The organism is Aeromonas encheleia, from assembly GCF_900637545.1.
GTDB lineage: Bacteria > Pseudomonadota > Gammaproteobacteria > Enterobacterales > Aeromonadaceae > Aeromonas > Aeromonas encheleia.
In genome coordinates, this window is sequence record NZ_LR134376.1 from 2,774,241 (window position 1) to 2,788,712 (window position 14,472).

At 63.3% G+C, this 14,472-nt stretch carries 13 protein-coding genes; 5 read left to right on the forward strand and 8 right to left on the reverse strand.

The features are described 5' to 3' along the window. Positions 1 to 12: 12 nt before the first annotated feature. Positions 13 to 990 carry a questin oxidase family protein gene (locus EL255_RS12705; RefSeq protein WP_042654716.1) on the forward strand — a complete coding sequence of 326 codons (978 nt, stop codon included), beginning with the start codon at positions 13 to 15 and terminating at the stop codon, positions 988 to 990. On the opposite strand, the gene EL255_RS12710 is transcribed toward EL255_RS12705, so the two are convergent. The 5 genes from EL255_RS12710 to EL255_RS12730 form a co-directional block, all read right to left on the reverse strand. Then, positions 987 to 1,421 carry a hypothetical protein gene (locus tag EL255_RS12710; RefSeq protein WP_042654715.1) on the reverse strand — a complete coding sequence of 145 codons (435 nt, stop codon included), beginning with the start codon at positions 1,419 to 1,421 and terminating at the stop codon, positions 987 to 989. The genes EL255_RS12705 and EL255_RS12710 overlap by 4 nt on opposite strands. A 45-nt stretch (positions 1,422 to 1,466) precedes the next feature. Beyond that, positions 1,467 to 2,510, reverse strand: a complete 1,044-nt coding sequence (locus EL255_RS12715) for a M35 family metalloendopeptidase (RefSeq protein WP_042654714.1) — start codon at positions 2,508 to 2,510, stop codon at positions 1,467 to 1,469. Positions 2,511 to 2,779: 269 nt separating this feature from the next. Next, complete coding sequence (locus EL255_RS12720; protein WP_042654713.1) at positions 2,780 to 3,424, reverse strand: DUF2913 family protein; 645 nt, start codon at positions 3,422 to 3,424, stop codon at positions 2,780 to 2,782. Positions 3,425 to 3,525: 101 nt separating this feature from the next. After that, a complete protein-coding gene (locus EL255_RS12725; RefSeq protein ID WP_042654712.1) occupies positions 3,526 to 4,821 on the reverse strand; it encodes a DEAD/DEAH box helicase in 1,296 nt (431 codons plus the stop codon). A gap of 332 nt (positions 4,822 to 5,153) precedes the next feature. Then, positions 5,154 to 5,804 (reverse strand): DedA family protein, encoded by a 651-nt coding sequence (locus EL255_RS12730; RefSeq protein ID WP_042654711.1) that lies wholly within the window; start codon positions 5,802 to 5,804, stop codon positions 5,154 to 5,156. A gap of 335 nt (positions 5,805 to 6,139) precedes the next feature. Between EL255_RS12730 and EL255_RS12735 the strand changes: the two genes are divergently transcribed. From EL255_RS12735 to EL255_RS12750, 4 genes are all read left to right on the forward strand, one after another. Further along, positions 6,140 to 7,099 (forward strand): hypothetical protein, encoded by a 960-nt coding sequence (locus EL255_RS12735; RefSeq protein ID WP_042654710.1) that lies wholly within the window; start codon positions 6,140 to 6,142, stop codon positions 7,097 to 7,099. 461 nt (positions 7,100 to 7,560) lie between these two features. After that, positions 7,561 to 8,085, forward strand: a complete 525-nt coding sequence (locus EL255_RS21450; protein WP_042654709.1) for a hypothetical protein — start codon at positions 7,561 to 7,563, stop codon at positions 8,083 to 8,085. A 402-nt stretch (positions 8,086 to 8,487) separates the two neighbouring features. Continuing rightward, positions 8,488 to 9,060 carry a DUF4256 domain-containing protein gene (locus EL255_RS12745; protein ID WP_042654708.1) on the forward strand — a complete coding sequence of 191 codons (573 nt, stop codon included), beginning with the start codon at positions 8,488 to 8,490 and terminating at the stop codon, positions 9,058 to 9,060. A gap of 213 nt (positions 9,061 to 9,273) precedes the next feature. Beyond that, complete coding sequence (locus EL255_RS12750) at positions 9,274 to 10,131, forward strand: nuclease-related domain-containing protein (protein WP_042654707.1); 858 nt, start codon at positions 9,274 to 9,276, stop codon at positions 10,129 to 10,131. A gap of 146 nt (positions 10,132 to 10,277) precedes the next feature. Here the strand turns inward: EL255_RS12750 and EL255_RS12755 are convergent, their stop codons facing one another. The 3 genes from EL255_RS12755 to leuA form a co-directional block, all read right to left on the reverse strand. After that, on the reverse strand, positions 10,278 to 11,447 hold the full coding sequence (locus tag EL255_RS12755; protein WP_042654706.1) for a DUF1615 domain-containing protein: 1,170 nt from the start codon (positions 11,445 to 11,447) through the stop codon (positions 10,278 to 10,280). Positions 11,448 to 11,621: 174 nt separating this feature from the next. Beyond that, complete coding sequence (locus EL255_RS12760) at positions 11,622 to 12,524, reverse strand: GGDEF domain-containing protein (RefSeq protein WP_048823210.1); 903 nt, start codon at positions 12,522 to 12,524, stop codon at positions 11,622 to 11,624. A gap of 188 nt (positions 12,525 to 12,712) precedes the next feature. Beyond that, a complete protein-coding gene (gene leuA, locus EL255_RS12765) occupies positions 12,713 to 14,371 on the reverse strand; it encodes a 2-isopropylmalate synthase (RefSeq protein WP_042654705.1) in 1,659 nt (552 codons plus the stop codon). Between the last annotated feature and the right edge of the window lie 101 nt (positions 14,372 to 14,472).

A 14,472-nucleotide genomic window follows, 5' to 3' on the forward strand; every position in this document is an offset into this window, starting at 1 on the left:
AGTCAAACGCTTATGGATTACCTGCATGCCCTGCTCGATGCCAACCAGACCTTCGCCCTCAATGGCCGGGACACCACCAACCACTGCCCCATGGCGCTGCACGCCCTGCACGAGATGGGGGCCAGCCCCCAACAGCTGCAGCACTTCTTCACCCATTGGCAGAGCACTCAGGCCCTGCCGGCCGGGGTGAACAATCAGGGCGAAGAAGCGGAGACCCTGTTCGTGGAGCTGCGCCAGCAGCTGGTGCTCCGCTTCGCCAAAGAGGGCTGGTTGCCCAGCGTCGAGGCCCTACTGGCGCGGCGCTGCTCACCCGCGGGGGGCGCCTTTCACCCCCTCATCCGCTTCGCCTGCGCGCTGGAAAATGGCCATCTGGGAGAGCAGGCGGCGGCGCTGGCCGCCTGGCAGTGCAAGGCCCTGATCCTGCCTGCCGGGGAAGGGGCGCCCTGCCGGGACGTCACCCGCCTGCTGGCCGGGCTGTCGGCCCACTGGGAGGGATCGCGCTGGCAGGGCGAGTGGATCACCGCGCGCCTGCGGCAGGTGGTGGCGGATCCGCGCTGGCCAGGCTCGCTGCCACGCAGCCTCGCTGACGGGCAAGATGTGCTGGCGCAGCTGGCCGAAGCCGCCCTGCCCCTCTACTGGCAGACCCGCAACTTCACAGTGCTGCACCTGATGACCGGCAGCCGGGCCGCCGCCATAGTCGCACGCCACCTGCCAGAGGCACTGCAAGCCCCCTGGCAAACGCTGATGTGGCAGGGGGTGGCCGCCGCCTACATCACGGTCGGGGCGCCGGCGCTGCACGCTCAGCGCTGGCCGGATACCACAGGGCTGGATTGGGAGCTGGTGCTGCCGCGGGCGCTGGTCAGCCTGGACGATCATGTGATCAAGCTGGTGCACTGCTGCTGGCGGGAGCGGGCGCGCTCGCCCCATTATCTGGCGGTCGCCGCCCGCGCTGTGGGGCTGCTGGACGCGACGGGACGCAGCGCCGCTTAGGGCGCGGCGATACGGCTGAAGCTGATGGCGGGGCAGAGCGGCGCCACCCCCTGGGTCAGGGTCAGCGGCTGGGCGCGGTAGCTGAGGTGATAGACCCCGGGGCGCGACAAGTCGTAGACCTGGGTCAGCTCCGCATCCGCCCGGCTCTGCTGGCCGGCACCCAGGATGAAGAAGTCGTCGGCGCCGGGGTTGCCCCGCTTGGCGAGCGGCCCCTTATAGGCCACCGGCCGATCCGCCAGGGTGAGATCGATGGCATCGGCGAACCAGCCCTCGAACGGGGTGAACCAGCTCAACACCTCGATGGGCCCCTCCCCCTGGTTGGTCAGGGTCATCACCAGGGGCAGCGGCTCGTTCACCCGGCTTTCGGCCTGCACCGACAGTTCGCACTTCAGGGGGGCGAGCGCGAGCGTAGTCAGCAAGAGCGTCATCATGGCGCCTCCTTCCTTCAAAAGGGGGCCTCGCGGCCCCGGTAGGGATCAATTTTCGCTCGGGGTGTTCTCGGCGAAATACTCGTGATTGTCGGCGTTACCCAGCGCCTTCAGCGGATCCGTGCTCGCCAGGTTGCGGGCATTGGCCTGACCGTAACCCAGATCGTCCGTCCCTGCCACCAGGTTGAAGTGGCTCAGCTCGTGGACTATGGTGCCGGCGCGGGAGTCGGTGCCGGTGACGGGGGCGGTCCAGAAGCTCTTGCACAGGTAGACCTTGTAGGGCTGATCCGGATAGACGTAGGCGAAGTAGCTCTGCTTGCAGCCGCAGTCGAAGGTGAGCGGCTTGTTGTCTATTGCATCCTTGATCTTGCTGAAGTGGGTCTCGGCCTGATCCCAGCGGGAGGCATCATAGGCGCCAAACCAGCTGCGATAGCGCTGACCACTCGGCTTGTCCACCGCCAGGTAGCTGCTGGAGTCGTTGCTGATGGTGCCGGCTGCATCCAGCGCCGTCAGGATGTCGCTCTTCTGGGTGTTGGTGCAGCGCCCGCTGAAGCTGACCGAGGCGGTGACGGCCTGCGGCTCGACCAGGGGAGCGGCCTTGGCCTGCACCCGCTCATCGTTCACCCCCTCCACCCAGAGGCTGACGGCGTTGGACTCGCTGGCCTGGGCCTGCTTGGCCTTGGCGGCCTTCGCTTCCTGCGGCAGGGTCGGCAACCGGTAGCGGATGCTGTATTGGCCCTGGGCGCTCATGTCGTAGAGGCCGGACACCTCGGCCTGCAGCGTCAGGCTCTGGCCGGCCTTGAGCTGCTGGAAGTCCTTGTCGGTCGGTGCCGCCCGCTTGATCAGGGCCCCCTCGTAGCCGACCCGCTGGCCATCGCGCTCCACCAGGAACAGGGGCGCATCCTCGCTGCCCGGCAGTTGCCACTTGAGCAGACGGATGGGCTTATCCCCCGTGTTGGTCAAAGTCAGGTTGACGCGCACATCGTCCGTGCCGCCATCCACCAGGGTGAGCCTGGCATCGAGCCCGGCGGCGCAGAGCGGAGAGGCCAGCATCGCGGCCAGCAGCAGGGCAATTGGAGTTGCTTTCATCATGTTTCCTCATTCATTGAGTAGCGCCATCAGGCGGTTTGCTTCCCTAAGGCCCTCTTTGGGGCCCACTCACCCTAGAGCAGAAGTTTTGCGCCACCATCTCACCATATGGGGGACGCCCCCCATCGGAGGGGGCACCTCGCAACCCCCTCGCCCTGCGACAGCATTGGGGGAGGAAACAGATAAAGGCGTCACTCGTCCCTGCCCTGCCTTTTGGCCATAAAAAACCCCGGCACAGGGCCGGGGTCATAGGGGCAGAGACGCTACTGTCGTCAGATATTGGCCTCGGCCAGCAGCGCCAGGGCGGGCTGGGCATTGGCGGGCACCAGTCGATACGCCTTGTGGTGCTTGACCAGGGTGGCCTTCTTGTCGCCCTGGCTCAGCAGCAGGCCCTGTGCAAAGGCCGCCTGTGCCAGTTGCTTCTCGTCACCGCGCACATAGAGGGTCAGCGGCTTGAGCAGCTCCCCTTCGGCGATATGCCCCTGATACTCGCTGGCCGAGATGACCAGGCTGGACTGACCCTGACTCAGCAGCCGCAGCTTGGCGTCCAGTTCGCTGTCGGTAAACACTAACCAACCCGCCTCTTCCAGCTCGGCCAGCAGGGTGGCGAGCCTAGCGCCCAGCTGCTCGGGCACCGCCATGGCACGGCCGTACTGGCAGACGATGCGCTCCAGCAGCCCCTTGAGATCGGCGCCGGCCCCCAGGGTGCGGCCCTGCTGGATCCAGCCTTTCAGATCCTCCATCACCAGCCGGGAGAAGCGCTTCTCCTTGAGGGAATCCGCCATCCAGGTGCAGAGGAAGTGGCTCTCCTGGGCGGGGGTGCGCTTGCCGGCCTTCTGCTCGGCGGTGCGCGCCAGCTCGGCCAGGCTCTGGGTGGCCATGTCGAACAGGGCCTGATTGTAGTTGGGAGGGGTCATCACGGATCCTCAGAGAGACGGGCGGGTCATCAACAGCGTAAAGGCGCCACTGGCGCCTTTACGGGATGGGGGCTGCTGGCCCCCGCGCAGAGCTTGCCTGCTTATTTCGACTGACGGGGCTTCTTGGCGGCCGCCAGGCGCTTGAGGCGCTGACCCTGCAGCTTGGCTTCGGCCATGGCCTGGGCGGCGGCGTTGTCGGCACGCTGGGGACGTTTGCCGAAGCGACGACGCTCATGCAGTTGCTGGATCAGTTCGTCACGGCTGCTCACCTCGTAGCCCGGCACCATGATGCGGCGGATCTTCTGGCCGATCAGCGCCTCGATCTCGATCAGGGTGCGCTCCTCTTCACGGCTGACGAAGGAGATCGCCATGCCGCTCTTGCCGGCGCGGCCGGTACGGCCGATGCGGTGGACGTAATCCTCGGCCAGGAACGGCAGATCGTAGTTGACCACGTATTCCAGATCAGGGATATCCAGCCCACGGGCGGCCACCTCGGTGGACACCAGCACCCGCACCTTGCCTTCCACGAATTCGCGCAGGGCGCGGCGACGGCTGCCTTGCGCCTTGTCACCGTGCACCACGGCGGCCTTGATGCCATCCAGGTTCAGCTCTTCCACCAGCACGTCGCAGCTCTCGCGGGTGCTGGCAAACACCAGCACCTGTTGCCAGTTCTGCTTGCCGATGAGCTCGGACAGCAGCTCGCGCTTGCGCTTCTGCTCCACCGGATAGACGGTGTGGCTGACGGTGTCGGCGGTGGAGTTCTGCTTGTTGACGCTGATGATCTGCGGGCGGTCCAGCATCAGGTTGGCGAGCTTCTTCACCGCGTCGGAGAAGGTGGCGGAGAACAGCAGGTTCTGGCGCTGCTTGTTGACCGCTTGCAGGATCTGCTGCACATCGGCGCTAAAGCCCATGTCGAGGATGCGATCCGCTTCGTCCAGCACCAGGCACTCGACGCCGGAGAGGCTGAGGTTGCAGGCGGTCAGATGCTCCAGCAGACGACCCGGGGTCGCCACTATGATGTGAGCGCCCGCTTTCAGCTTCTTGGCCTGCACGTCTTGCTTGCCACCGCCCACCAGCGTCAGCACGGTGATCTCGAGGTACTTGGCGAAGTCATTGATGTTGTTCGTGATCTGCTCGGCCAGCTCGCGGGTCGGAGTCATGATCAGCACCCGGGCGTTGGACGGCTGCAGCTCGGCCGGCTTGTCCAGCAGGCGTTGCAGGATCGGCAGCGCGAAGGCGGCGGTCTTGCCGGTCCCGGTCTGGGCGCTGGCCAGCACGTCGCTACCACGACGTATGGTCGGGATCGCCTGTTGCTGCACAGGGGTCATCTCCTGATAACCGCAATCTGAGATGGCGCGCAAAATCTCGGGGGCAAAATCGAACGATTCAAATCTCATATTGGGTTCCTGTGTTCCAGCTGGGCTGTAGTTGGCTTAAGTGGCTTGAGCCGGCTTGTGGCGCGGCATCGGCGAGGCTTGCGGCCAAGGACGGCTGATTCTGACATAGCGTCAGAGAGTGAGCCGGAAAATGGCGGGCGCGAAGTGTAACAGATAGGCGTCACAAATTCCGCCTCAAATGGCCTGTATTTTCATTGTGCTCGGGAGGGGAGATGGCGAGCCACCGCGATCGCCTCGCCCGCCGGCCAGACTTGCCCTCGGCCAGAGGCTGGATTGAACGCGCGCGACGAGGCAAAAGTGCGGCGGGCCAGGCGGCCCACCGCGGGGGAGGATCAGCTGGCCCGATCGCTCGAGCGCTTGCACAAGCGGAAGACGATGGTGGCGACGGCGACCACAAACAGCACGCACGAGGTCATCAGCAGGCACTTGGTCAGCAGCTCGTGATACTGGGCGAAGAAGGGGGAGAGCATGACGAAGCGGCCCACCAGCCCCAGCACCAGGGCCCAGAGGAAGGCGCTGGCGAAGCTTGCCATCACCAGCTTGAACCTGTCCAGATGACCCACCCCCATCAGCATGGGGGTCAGCACCCTGACGAAGGGAATGAAGCGGGAGATGAACATGGCCCAGAAGCCGTATTTTTCCAGCAGACGGGTCGCCTTGGGCAGGCTGCCATCGGGGATCACCTTCTCCACCTTCTGCATGAAACGGGTGCCTTGCAGCGCCCTCCCCTGCAGATAGGCGATCAGACTGCCGCAGCCGGTCGCCAGCGGCAGATAGAGCAGCGGCACTTCCAGGCCGACCACCCCGAGCCCGACCAGGCCACCGGCCAGCAGCACCACGCTGTCGCCGGGCAGCGGCAGGAAGACGAAACTCGATTCGAGAAAGAGGATCACCACCAGGCAGGTGACGAGCAGACCCACGGCCTGCATATGAATAAGCTGTTCAAAATCCTGATGCCATATGGCATGCAGCATGTCCTGCATCTGGTCTGACTCCCGTCAACATAGTGCGAACCCGTCATGACGACCCAAGGGTCCTCACCCGGCAGTTTGTCCCTGTTGCCTCACCCCATACTTCCTGTGGGATGACCGTTATACACCGGTCGAACTGAACAAGAAATTAATGTCCGTCATGTTATGCGCACATTTCCTCGCCAAAAGGCGCACCCAGCCCTGCTGGCGCGGTGGGCGGCAGACGGCGGCGCTGCCCCGTTGGACGATAATATTGTCAGTTGACACAACGACTTGGCTGCCAAGGGGAATAAAAACCGTTACAGTGTAAAAGTTCCTCATCGGACGAGGACATCACGGAGCAAGGTATGGAGCTGATCCCCTCTTCTTACGGCAGAATTCTCTCACTGGCTGGCCTCGGGCTGTTCAGCCTGGCGGCCCAGGCCAACGATGGGTCCATCATTCAGCAGCGCGCCAATGCCGTTGTCTCCCTGATGAGCTTCGCCGTGGTGCCCGACATCACCGCCAGCAACCTGGATATCGGCAGCAGCACCAATGAACAGGCGGCGCTGACCATCACCCAGCTCGGCGGCGGCGCCACCATGAGCGAGGGGTTCCCCATCTATCTGGAGGGCACCCTGGGTTACAGCCGCTACGATCCCCAGTTCGTGTTCAGCGACGGCAATGAGACGCGCACCATCCCGGTCAAGTGGAACAGCCTGAGCGCCACCGGTGGCATCGGCTGGGACTTCAGCCTGCACCGTGACCGCTGGGGCGGCAACCTGGTGCTGCGCCCCATCGGCAACTTCACCCTGGGGACAGTGGCCAGCGATCTGCGCATCGGCGCCGCCTTCATCTCTCACAAGACGGGCAAGAACCTCGATTTTCTCGACGGCGGCCGGCTCAACGTCTATGGCCTGGGGGGATCGCTTATGCTCGACTACGAGCTGTTCTCCAAGAGTCAGGACATAGATGCGGAGCTGCGCTACTCCTATCAGCAGCTGCAGAGCTACTCCGGCACCGCATCCAGCGTCGCCGGTCAGGCTGAGGCGGAGAACCTGGGGCTCTATCTGCGTCGTCGCGCCCCCATGTGGGACTGGACCCTGCTGGATCGCCCGCTGCGCTATGTGCTGGAGGCGGCCCGCACCGAATACCTCGGTGAGCAGCGCGGCCTGCTCGGCTTCAACAGCCTCAACTCCCTCGGCCTCGGGCTCGAACTCGACAGCAGCAAATACGATATCTTCATCAGCCGCACCCGGCTGGTCGGCCGTTATATGTTCAGCCACAACACCAGCGGCTATTCCGTCGGGCTGGCGATGAGTTTCTAACGCAATGGCGCCTTGGCCGGTCTCAATCATAAGAGCGCCATTACCCCATTCGTAAGATGCGATTCGCCCCGGATCTCGGTGAGTGTCACTCGGCCTGCTCAGCGGAGGGACGCCATTCAATCATCCCTCGAGGCAGGGCTCAGATTCCCCCGCCAGCAAGCCGCCATGATGGCCGACGCCGAGCCTTCGCTTGACCATTGCGGCGCGAAGAGGACGGTGGCCGTGGAATGGACGCCGCCCCAACACAGTCGAAACAATGTCGTAAGGTGCTGATATATAGTATTTATATTTTTTCACAGGTTTTTATTTCTGCGTATTTCGTTTTATTTTACTTCTTCCCCTCGCCTGCTAGATTGAGCCCCCGACAGGATGCAATAGATGGACGAGGCCGGCCCAGTCCCCCTCGTGCACATTGATGTCATTACCCGTTTTATTAACTGCTCGCTGTTTGAGGTTACTCTATGAAAAACACCATGATCACCCTGTCTATGTTGCTGCTCGCGGGTGTTGCCCAGGCCCAGGTTCCGGATTTCAGCGCCAGCTGCCCGGGGAATATCAAGGCCCACGCCGAGTCTGGCGTCGTCTCCATCAATGGCAAGAATGCCACCGTCAAGAAATTCAGCCCCACCTATTACGAGGCGAAGTCTGGCAAGACCACCCTCTCCATCATGAACGAGGGTGGACTGAGCATCAGCTACACCGTCAAGCACGGTGGCAACGGCATCTGCCAGACCGAGCAGGCCGCGGTAGCCAGCACGGCCCAGGCCGCCTATAACGGCAGCAACAGCCAGACCAAGCCGGCGGAAAAAGCCTGCCTGAAGGCGGTGGCCAAGGAGAGCGGCGCCGCTCAAAATACCCTGGTGATCGACTATGTGGCCGAATCCCAGGCCGCCACCGGCGTCGACATCAAGGTAGCCAACGATGCCAAGCTGTGGCGCTGCGTCAGCGATGCCCAGGGTCATGTACAGGGCATCAGCCGGGGTTAATCGCTGCTGGCGCCAGGCCATCTGACTCATGCCAGACGAATCGTCGACCCTATAGGCAAGACAACCCTTTCCAGTCAGGCCTTAGCGCCGTGCAGATCCAGGGCCCCTTTTTGGGGCTTTGTCATTTCAGGTATTCCCGCCTACTGCAGACAAGTACCGCTCCCCCTCGCGTCAACGAACCCCATCATGGGTTTTGCCAACACTCTCGCTGTGCAAGGGCGTGCCGTTGGCGCCTGCCCCACGGCGACGACTCTGGGCCATAATCTGTCGTCAAAGACACAAGTGGATAGGGTCATGCCGCAAATGCCCCTTCACGGGACGGCCCCATGGGCGCGATGCTATGCCGTATCCACTCTTTATCCACGAGCGGCGAGACGCTCCTATCTCGGAGGACGATGGATCATGAACCTGACCAAGCAGCAGACAGAGGCACTGCTCGCCATCTTGCAGACTCGCTTTGAGGCAAACATGCACCGCCATGCCGGGCTGGCGTGGTCGGCCGTGCAAGCCAGGCTGGAGGCGGCGCCCACGCAGTTGCGCTCGCTGCAGGCAATGGAGGATACGGGCGGCGAGCCGGACGTCATCGGCCAGGATGAGCACGGGGCCTTCCTCTTCTGTGACTGCAGCGCAGAGAGTCCCGCCGGGCGCAGAAGCCTCTGCTATGACAGAGCGGCACTGGAGTCCAGAAAGGAGAACCGGCCGGAAGGCAGTGCCATGGAGATGGCCGCGGCCATGGGCATCGACTTGCTGACGGAGTCAGAATATCGGGCACTGCAACGGCTTGGCGGCTTCGATGCCAAGACCTCGAGCTGGGTCAAGACCCCCGCCGACATCAGGCAACTAGGTGGCGCCCTGTTCTGCGATCGCCGCTATGGCCAGGTGTTCCTCTATCACAACGGCGCCCAGTCTTACTACGCCGCCAGAGGCTTTCGCGGCCTGTTGCGGATCCAGGTACAAATCTGCGACAACGACTGAGCCAGTTAAAGAGCGGCACCTCAAGCATTGGGATCAAACTAGGCATGCCTCCGGATAGACTGGCTATTTACCCGCTATATTCCACCAGTCACCACTTCTTGTAGCCGGTAAACGGGGTGATACCTTCCGGGCTATCCAGGATCGTCCAAGTGCCGCAGCCTGATTACTATCGAGGCTTAACCCTTAAGCAAGCTCCCATGGAGAGTCGATGAAATGGACTTCACTCCCGTTATTACCTTGCTGCTTGCTCAGCTCTGGTATCTGCTGCCACTGTTACTGATTGCCACCGTGATAAAAACACCCTGGTTCAAGGGGATGGTGGGGGAATGGTTTCTCAATCTCTCGATCCGGCTATTTCTCGACAAGCAAGACTACCGACTACTCAAGAACCTGACCCTGCCGACCGAAGATGGCTCCACCCAGATCGATCACATCATCGTCTCCCGCTACGGGGTCTTCGTGATTGAAACCAAGAATATGAAGGGGTGGATCTTCGGTAATCCTGCACACAAGCACTGGACTCAGCAGATCTACCGCCGCAAGCACAGCTTCCAGAACCCCCTGCACCAGAACTACAAGCATGTGATGACGCTCAAGTCTCTGCTGGGGCTCGCGGACCATCAACTCCATTCGGTGGTCTACTTTATCGGCGATTGCACCTTCAAGACGCCGATGCCGGAGAATGTGCTCAACCGCGGCCTTATTCCCTATATCAAGAGCAAAACCACCCAGCTATTGCGCCAGGACGAAGTGGATAGGATCGTCGATACCATCCAGCGAGGGCGATTGGCCGCCAACTGGCAGACTCATAAACAACATGTGGCGCGGCTCAAGGCACGCCATGGCATGGCCCCCATAAAATCCGTGGCACGCAATACATCCTCAGTTGACCATGGCAAACGCACCGCAGAGCCAGGCACTATCGAGACCGTCCATGCCGTCCCCGCATGTCCTAAATGCGGCAGCCCCATGATCTTGCGTACCGCCAGTCGAGGGGAAAATAAGGGCAACCCGTTTTGGGGTTGTAGCGGGTATCCAAAGTGCAGAGGCGTTGTCTCGCCCTCACCTTAGTGACGCTGTCTGAAAGCCAACTGCCTGAACATAGAGAGAGTCATAGCCTCCAACACCCTTGAGCCAACAGACACTCTGCGTTGCTCAAGAGCTACCCCAACAAAAACAAGGGCGGCCATTGGCCGCCCTTGTTTTCCCTTATGTGGTCATTGAATGGCCGCCATGCGCTTGACGCAGCGCTGCTCCCTGTCATCCACCCGCTTGGCGAACCAGGCGGTGGTGAGGTTACGGGTGATCTTGGGGCTCTTGAGCTGGATGCCGGGCAGCACGGCGCGGGGTTGCCGCTTGCCCGCCTGCTGATCGGCCAGGGTGAAGATCCTGTGGTAGAGGTCGGTCTGGGCAAACTCGGCGCTGTCCCCTGTGCGCAGGCTCTGGTGGATAGCCTGCTTGCTCATGTTGATCCGACTGGCGATGCCGTGGACCGCGAGCTCGGTGTTGCCGGGCTGGTCGGAGTCGTAGCGGATGAGATCCCCATCCAGCGCCAGGGTCTTGCCGCTCACCCGGCTGACGGCGGCCTGGAAGGCGGCGTTGCGACTCGCGTACCAGCCGGCATTGAAGTCGGCGAAGCGATAGAGGGTATCAGGGTAATCGGCGGGGTAGCCGAAGATGTGCTTGGTGCCAAACCAGATGCCGCCACGGCGGGTGAAGACTTCGTGACGGATGCTCTCCTTGACGGAATAGGGGTAGCCCCGGACGTTGGCCTCGGCGAAGGCGATGCTGACCTGCATGGGACCGCCGGTGTGCACCGGATTCATGTTGCCAAACAGGGTCTTGCCCATGGGCACTGTGCCTATCATGTCCTCGAATATCAGGCTCATCTCCCGCTCGGTGCGCAACTTGTCGATGCGCTCGGCGTAGGACTTGCCGGTGGGGGACTCGATGCCGAGGGCCGTGCGCACCACAAATTCGGGGATCAGCAGCTTGGCCGCCCGCCGGTTGATCTCCTTCCAGGCGATCTTGCCAAGGCCGGGCACCACGGGATCCGCCTGGTAGGTCGCCTCCTGCTCCGCCACCGCCAGCACGCTGCAGACGTTGTGATCGCTCACCGCTATGCCCTGGGTCGAGAGTGCGGTCACCACGTCATTGGCCCAGCCCTGCTTGTCGGACACGTTGGCGGGCAGGAAGCGCACTATGCGGCTCTTCATGTCGGCCGGCTTGCGCGGTTGCATGGCCTTGGGTTGTTTGGCCTGTTGCTGAGCGCTGGCGGCGTCCTGCGCCGGGGCCGTCGGCTCGCTGGCACAGCCCGCCAGCAAGGCGGCCATCAGCAGCGGCAGGGCGAGCAGGCGCCCCGTGGAGAAGGAGGAGAGAGGGATCATGAAGGCTTCCGCTAAAGAGACAAGGCGCCGGGCGGCTCGCGCATCATCGATGCAAGGGGGCCCCGAACGCAAACAGGCGGCCATTGTAGTGGATCGGGTGGGCAATCTGAAGGCAGCCGTTCAATCGCGTCCATTTTCGGCTGCCCGCCCCACGGCACCTGCCAGGGCCCGTCGTCACGCCAGCTCAACCCGGTTGCGACCCAGGTGCTTGGCCCGATAGAGGGCGAGATCGGTGCGCCGGAAAAGGGCTTCGACAGCCTCCCCGGCATGGCAGACACCGACGGCTATGCTCACGGTAAACCGCACCCCGTCCCCCGAGACCAGCGTCTCGGTGGCGCGCCTCATCTGCTCCGCCAGGGCATGGGCCTGCTCGGCCGGGGTGCCGGGCAGCCAGAGGGCAAACTCCTCCCCGCCCAGCCGCGCCACCACCCCATTCGGCGGACAGTGCTGGCGCAGCAGGCAGCCGAACTCCCGCAACACGTTGTCACCTATGCCGTGGCCATAACGATCATTGATCTGCTTGAAGTGATCGAGATCCAGCAACAGCAGCGGGGTCCCCGCCTCGGCACGGGCCTCCAGCACGGAGCGAAACGAGCGGCGATTGGAGAGCCCGGTCAGTTCATCCGACATGGCAAGCGACGCCAGCCTAAGGTGGGTGCCGTGCATCTGTTGCAGCAACAGCAGCACTCCCCAGGCTGTGGCCAGCATGCCGAGGGATCGCAGGCTGTCTTCGACAGTGGAGAGCCACCAGGGCTGGAAATAGGCCTCGTCCATCACATCGATGGCCCCCGAGACGAGCCACACCCCCAGGCCGGCAGAGAGGAAGAAGTAGGTCTTGCTGGAGATCTGGGCGCACTGCACCACCCAGAACATAAACAGCAGGGTCACCACGTTGATGGCCTCGGCCAGGGCACCTATGGTGCGCAGATGATTCTGCGCCAGACTGTCGAAACAGTAGGCATCCAGACAGGCGACCAGCAGCAGGGAGCCCAGCAGGGCAAGGAGAACGCAGCGGCGGCAGGGGGAGAGGGAAAACAGTCTGGCCGGGTGTATGGATAAACTGGGGAGAGTCTTCATCGTCTTTCTGGCTCCTGAACGTCACTGTCCCTATCCCGATGCGACCGCTTTCGGACCGCCAGGCCAGTGCCCATTGTGAGCCGATATTTCCATAAAAAACAATCCCCTCACCACAGGGGCGAGGGGAACTGTGAGCGAGGCGAGGATGCGCTGTGCCGGGTCATGCCACGGGCTCCCTCCCCATGACCTCAGGCACTCTGCCGCAGGGCGCGGATCTGGGCCGCCCCATTGATCACCGCCTGCAGGGAGGCGTTGACCACGTCGCGGCCGATGGCGACCCCGCACATCCGCACGCCATCGACGCTGAGCAGCACATAGGCGGCGGCGCGGGACTCGGTGCCGGCAGAGAGGGCATGTTCCGAGTAGTCGAGCACGTCGATGTGCATCCCGGTCTGGCGCTCCCAGCCGTTGACCAGCGCCGTGATGGCCCCCTCCCCCTCACCACACAGCTGCAACGTGCCGTCCGGGGTTTGCAACTCGAGGCGCAGGCTCTCCTGACTGTCGTGACCGAGCTGGAAGCGGCCGATGCGATAGCCGTGCAGCGGCTCGAGGTAATGCTGCTCGAACAGGGCGCGGATCTGCTCGGGGCTGATCTCGCTGCTGCTCGCCTCGGCCTGGGCCTGCACCCGGCGGCTGAAGTCAATTTGCAGCCAGCGCGGCAGTTGCAGGCCGAGATCTCGCTCCAGCAGGTAGGTGACGCCGCCCTTGCCGGACTGGCTGTTGATGCGGATCACCGCCTCGTAGCTGCGGCCGAGATCGGCCGGGTCGATGGGCAGGTAGGCCACATCCCAGAAGGCATCGGGCTTCTCGGCCGCCAGGGACTTGCGGATCGCATCCTGGTGGCTGCCGGAAAACGCGGTGTAGACCAGCTCCCCCGCGTAGGGGTGGCGCGGATGCAGGGCTATCTGGGTGCAGGCCCCCACGGTCGCGACTATGGCATCCATGTCCGACAAGTCCAGCTCGGGATCTATGCCCTGGCTGTAGAGGTTCATGGCCATGGTGACTATGTCCATGTTGCCGGTGCGCTCGCCATTGCCGAGCAGGGTCCCCTCGATGCGATCGGCCCCCGCCAGCACCGCCAGCTCGGCGGCGGCCACGCCGCAGCCCCTGTCGTTGTGGGTGTGGATGGAGATACTCACCTCGGGACGCGCCTTGAGGTGGCGGCAGAACCACTCCACCTGATCCGCGAAGACGTTGGGGGTGCTCACCTCGACCGTGGCGGGCAAGTTGAGGATCATGGGGCGGGCGGCGGACCGCCACTCGTCGATCACCGCGTCGCACACCTCCACCGCGAACTCCACCTCTGTGCTGCTGAAACTCTCGGGGGAATATTGGAAGCTCCACTCGGTGCCGGGGTTGCGCGCCGCATGCTCGCGTACCCAGCGCGCCCCCTGCACGGCGATGGCCTTGACCCCCTCGCGCCCGCTGTTGAACACATAGTTGCGCTGGGTCGGGTTGACCGAGTTGTAGACGTGAACGATGGCGCGCCTGGCCCCCTTGAGCGCCTCGAAGGTGCGGGCGATCAGATCCTCGCGGGCCTGCACCAACACCTGTATGGTCACGTCGTCCGGGATCAGGTTGCGCTCAATCAGCTCACGCACGAAGTCGAAATCGGGCTGGGAGGCAGCCGGGAAGCCCACCTCGATATGCTTGAAGCCCACATGGACCATCAGCGCCCACATCTGCAGCTTCTGGGCCACCGTCATGGGTTCGACCAGCGCCTGGTTGCCGTCGCGCAAGTCCACGGCGCACCAGAGCGGCGCCTGCGTCATCACCCGGTTGGGCCATTGACGGTCCGCCAAGGCGATGACGGGAGCGGGGCGGTATTTGCGGTGATCGAAGCTCATATTCAGATTCCCTTGGCTGATGTCCTTGAGGCGCGGCGCCGTTGCGGGCGATGACGGTGAGCAACGACGCGACTGGGCAGGCAAGCAGACGGGGTAAGGAG

What these genes read in the sequence shown, in the direction of transcription:
- EL255_RS12705 (WP_042654716.1), top strand. Translation starts at nt 13, where the DNA reads ATGGATTACCTGCATGCCCTGCTCGATGCCAACCAGACCTTCGCCCTC.
- EL255_RS12710 (WP_042654715.1), bottom strand. Translation starts at nt 1,421, where the DNA reads ATGATGACGCTCTTGCTGACTACGCTCGCGCTCGCCCCCCTGAAGTGC.
- EL255_RS12715 (WP_042654714.1), bottom strand. Translation starts at nt 2,510, where the DNA reads ATGATGAAAGCAACTCCAATTGCCCTGCTGCTGGCCGCGATGCTGGCC.
- EL255_RS12720 (WP_042654713.1), bottom strand. Translation starts at nt 3,424, where the DNA reads ATGACCCCTCCCAACTACAATCAGGCCCTGTTCGACATGGCCACCCAG.
- EL255_RS12725 (WP_042654712.1), bottom strand. Translation starts at nt 4,821, where the DNA reads ATGAGATTTGAATCGTTCGATTTTGCCCCCGAGATTTTGCGCGCCATC.
- EL255_RS12730 (WP_042654711.1), bottom strand. Translation starts at nt 5,804, where the DNA reads ATGCAGGACATGCTGCATGCCATATGGCATCAGGATTTTGAACAGCTT.
- EL255_RS12735 (WP_042654710.1), top strand. Translation starts at nt 6,140, where the DNA reads ATGGAGCTGATCCCCTCTTCTTACGGCAGAATTCTCTCACTGGCTGGC.
- EL255_RS21450 (WP_042654709.1), top strand. Translation starts at nt 7,561, where the DNA reads ATGAAAAACACCATGATCACCCTGTCTATGTTGCTGCTCGCGGGTGTT.
- EL255_RS12745 (WP_042654708.1), top strand. Translation starts at nt 8,488, where the DNA reads ATGAACCTGACCAAGCAGCAGACAGAGGCACTGCTCGCCATCTTGCAG.
- EL255_RS12750 (WP_042654707.1), top strand. Translation starts at nt 9,274, where the DNA reads ATGGACTTCACTCCCGTTATTACCTTGCTGCTTGCTCAGCTCTGGTAT.
- EL255_RS12755 (WP_042654706.1), bottom strand. Translation starts at nt 11,447, where the DNA reads ATGATCCCTCTCTCCTCCTTCTCCACGGGGCGCCTGCTCGCCCTGCCG.
- EL255_RS12760 (WP_048823210.1), bottom strand. Translation starts at nt 12,524, where the DNA reads ATGAAGACTCTCCCCAGTTTATCCATACACCCGGCCAGACTGTTTTCC.
- leuA (WP_042654705.1), bottom strand. Translation starts at nt 14,371, where the DNA reads ATGAGCTTCGATCACCGCAAATACCGCCCCGCTCCCGTCATCGCCTTG.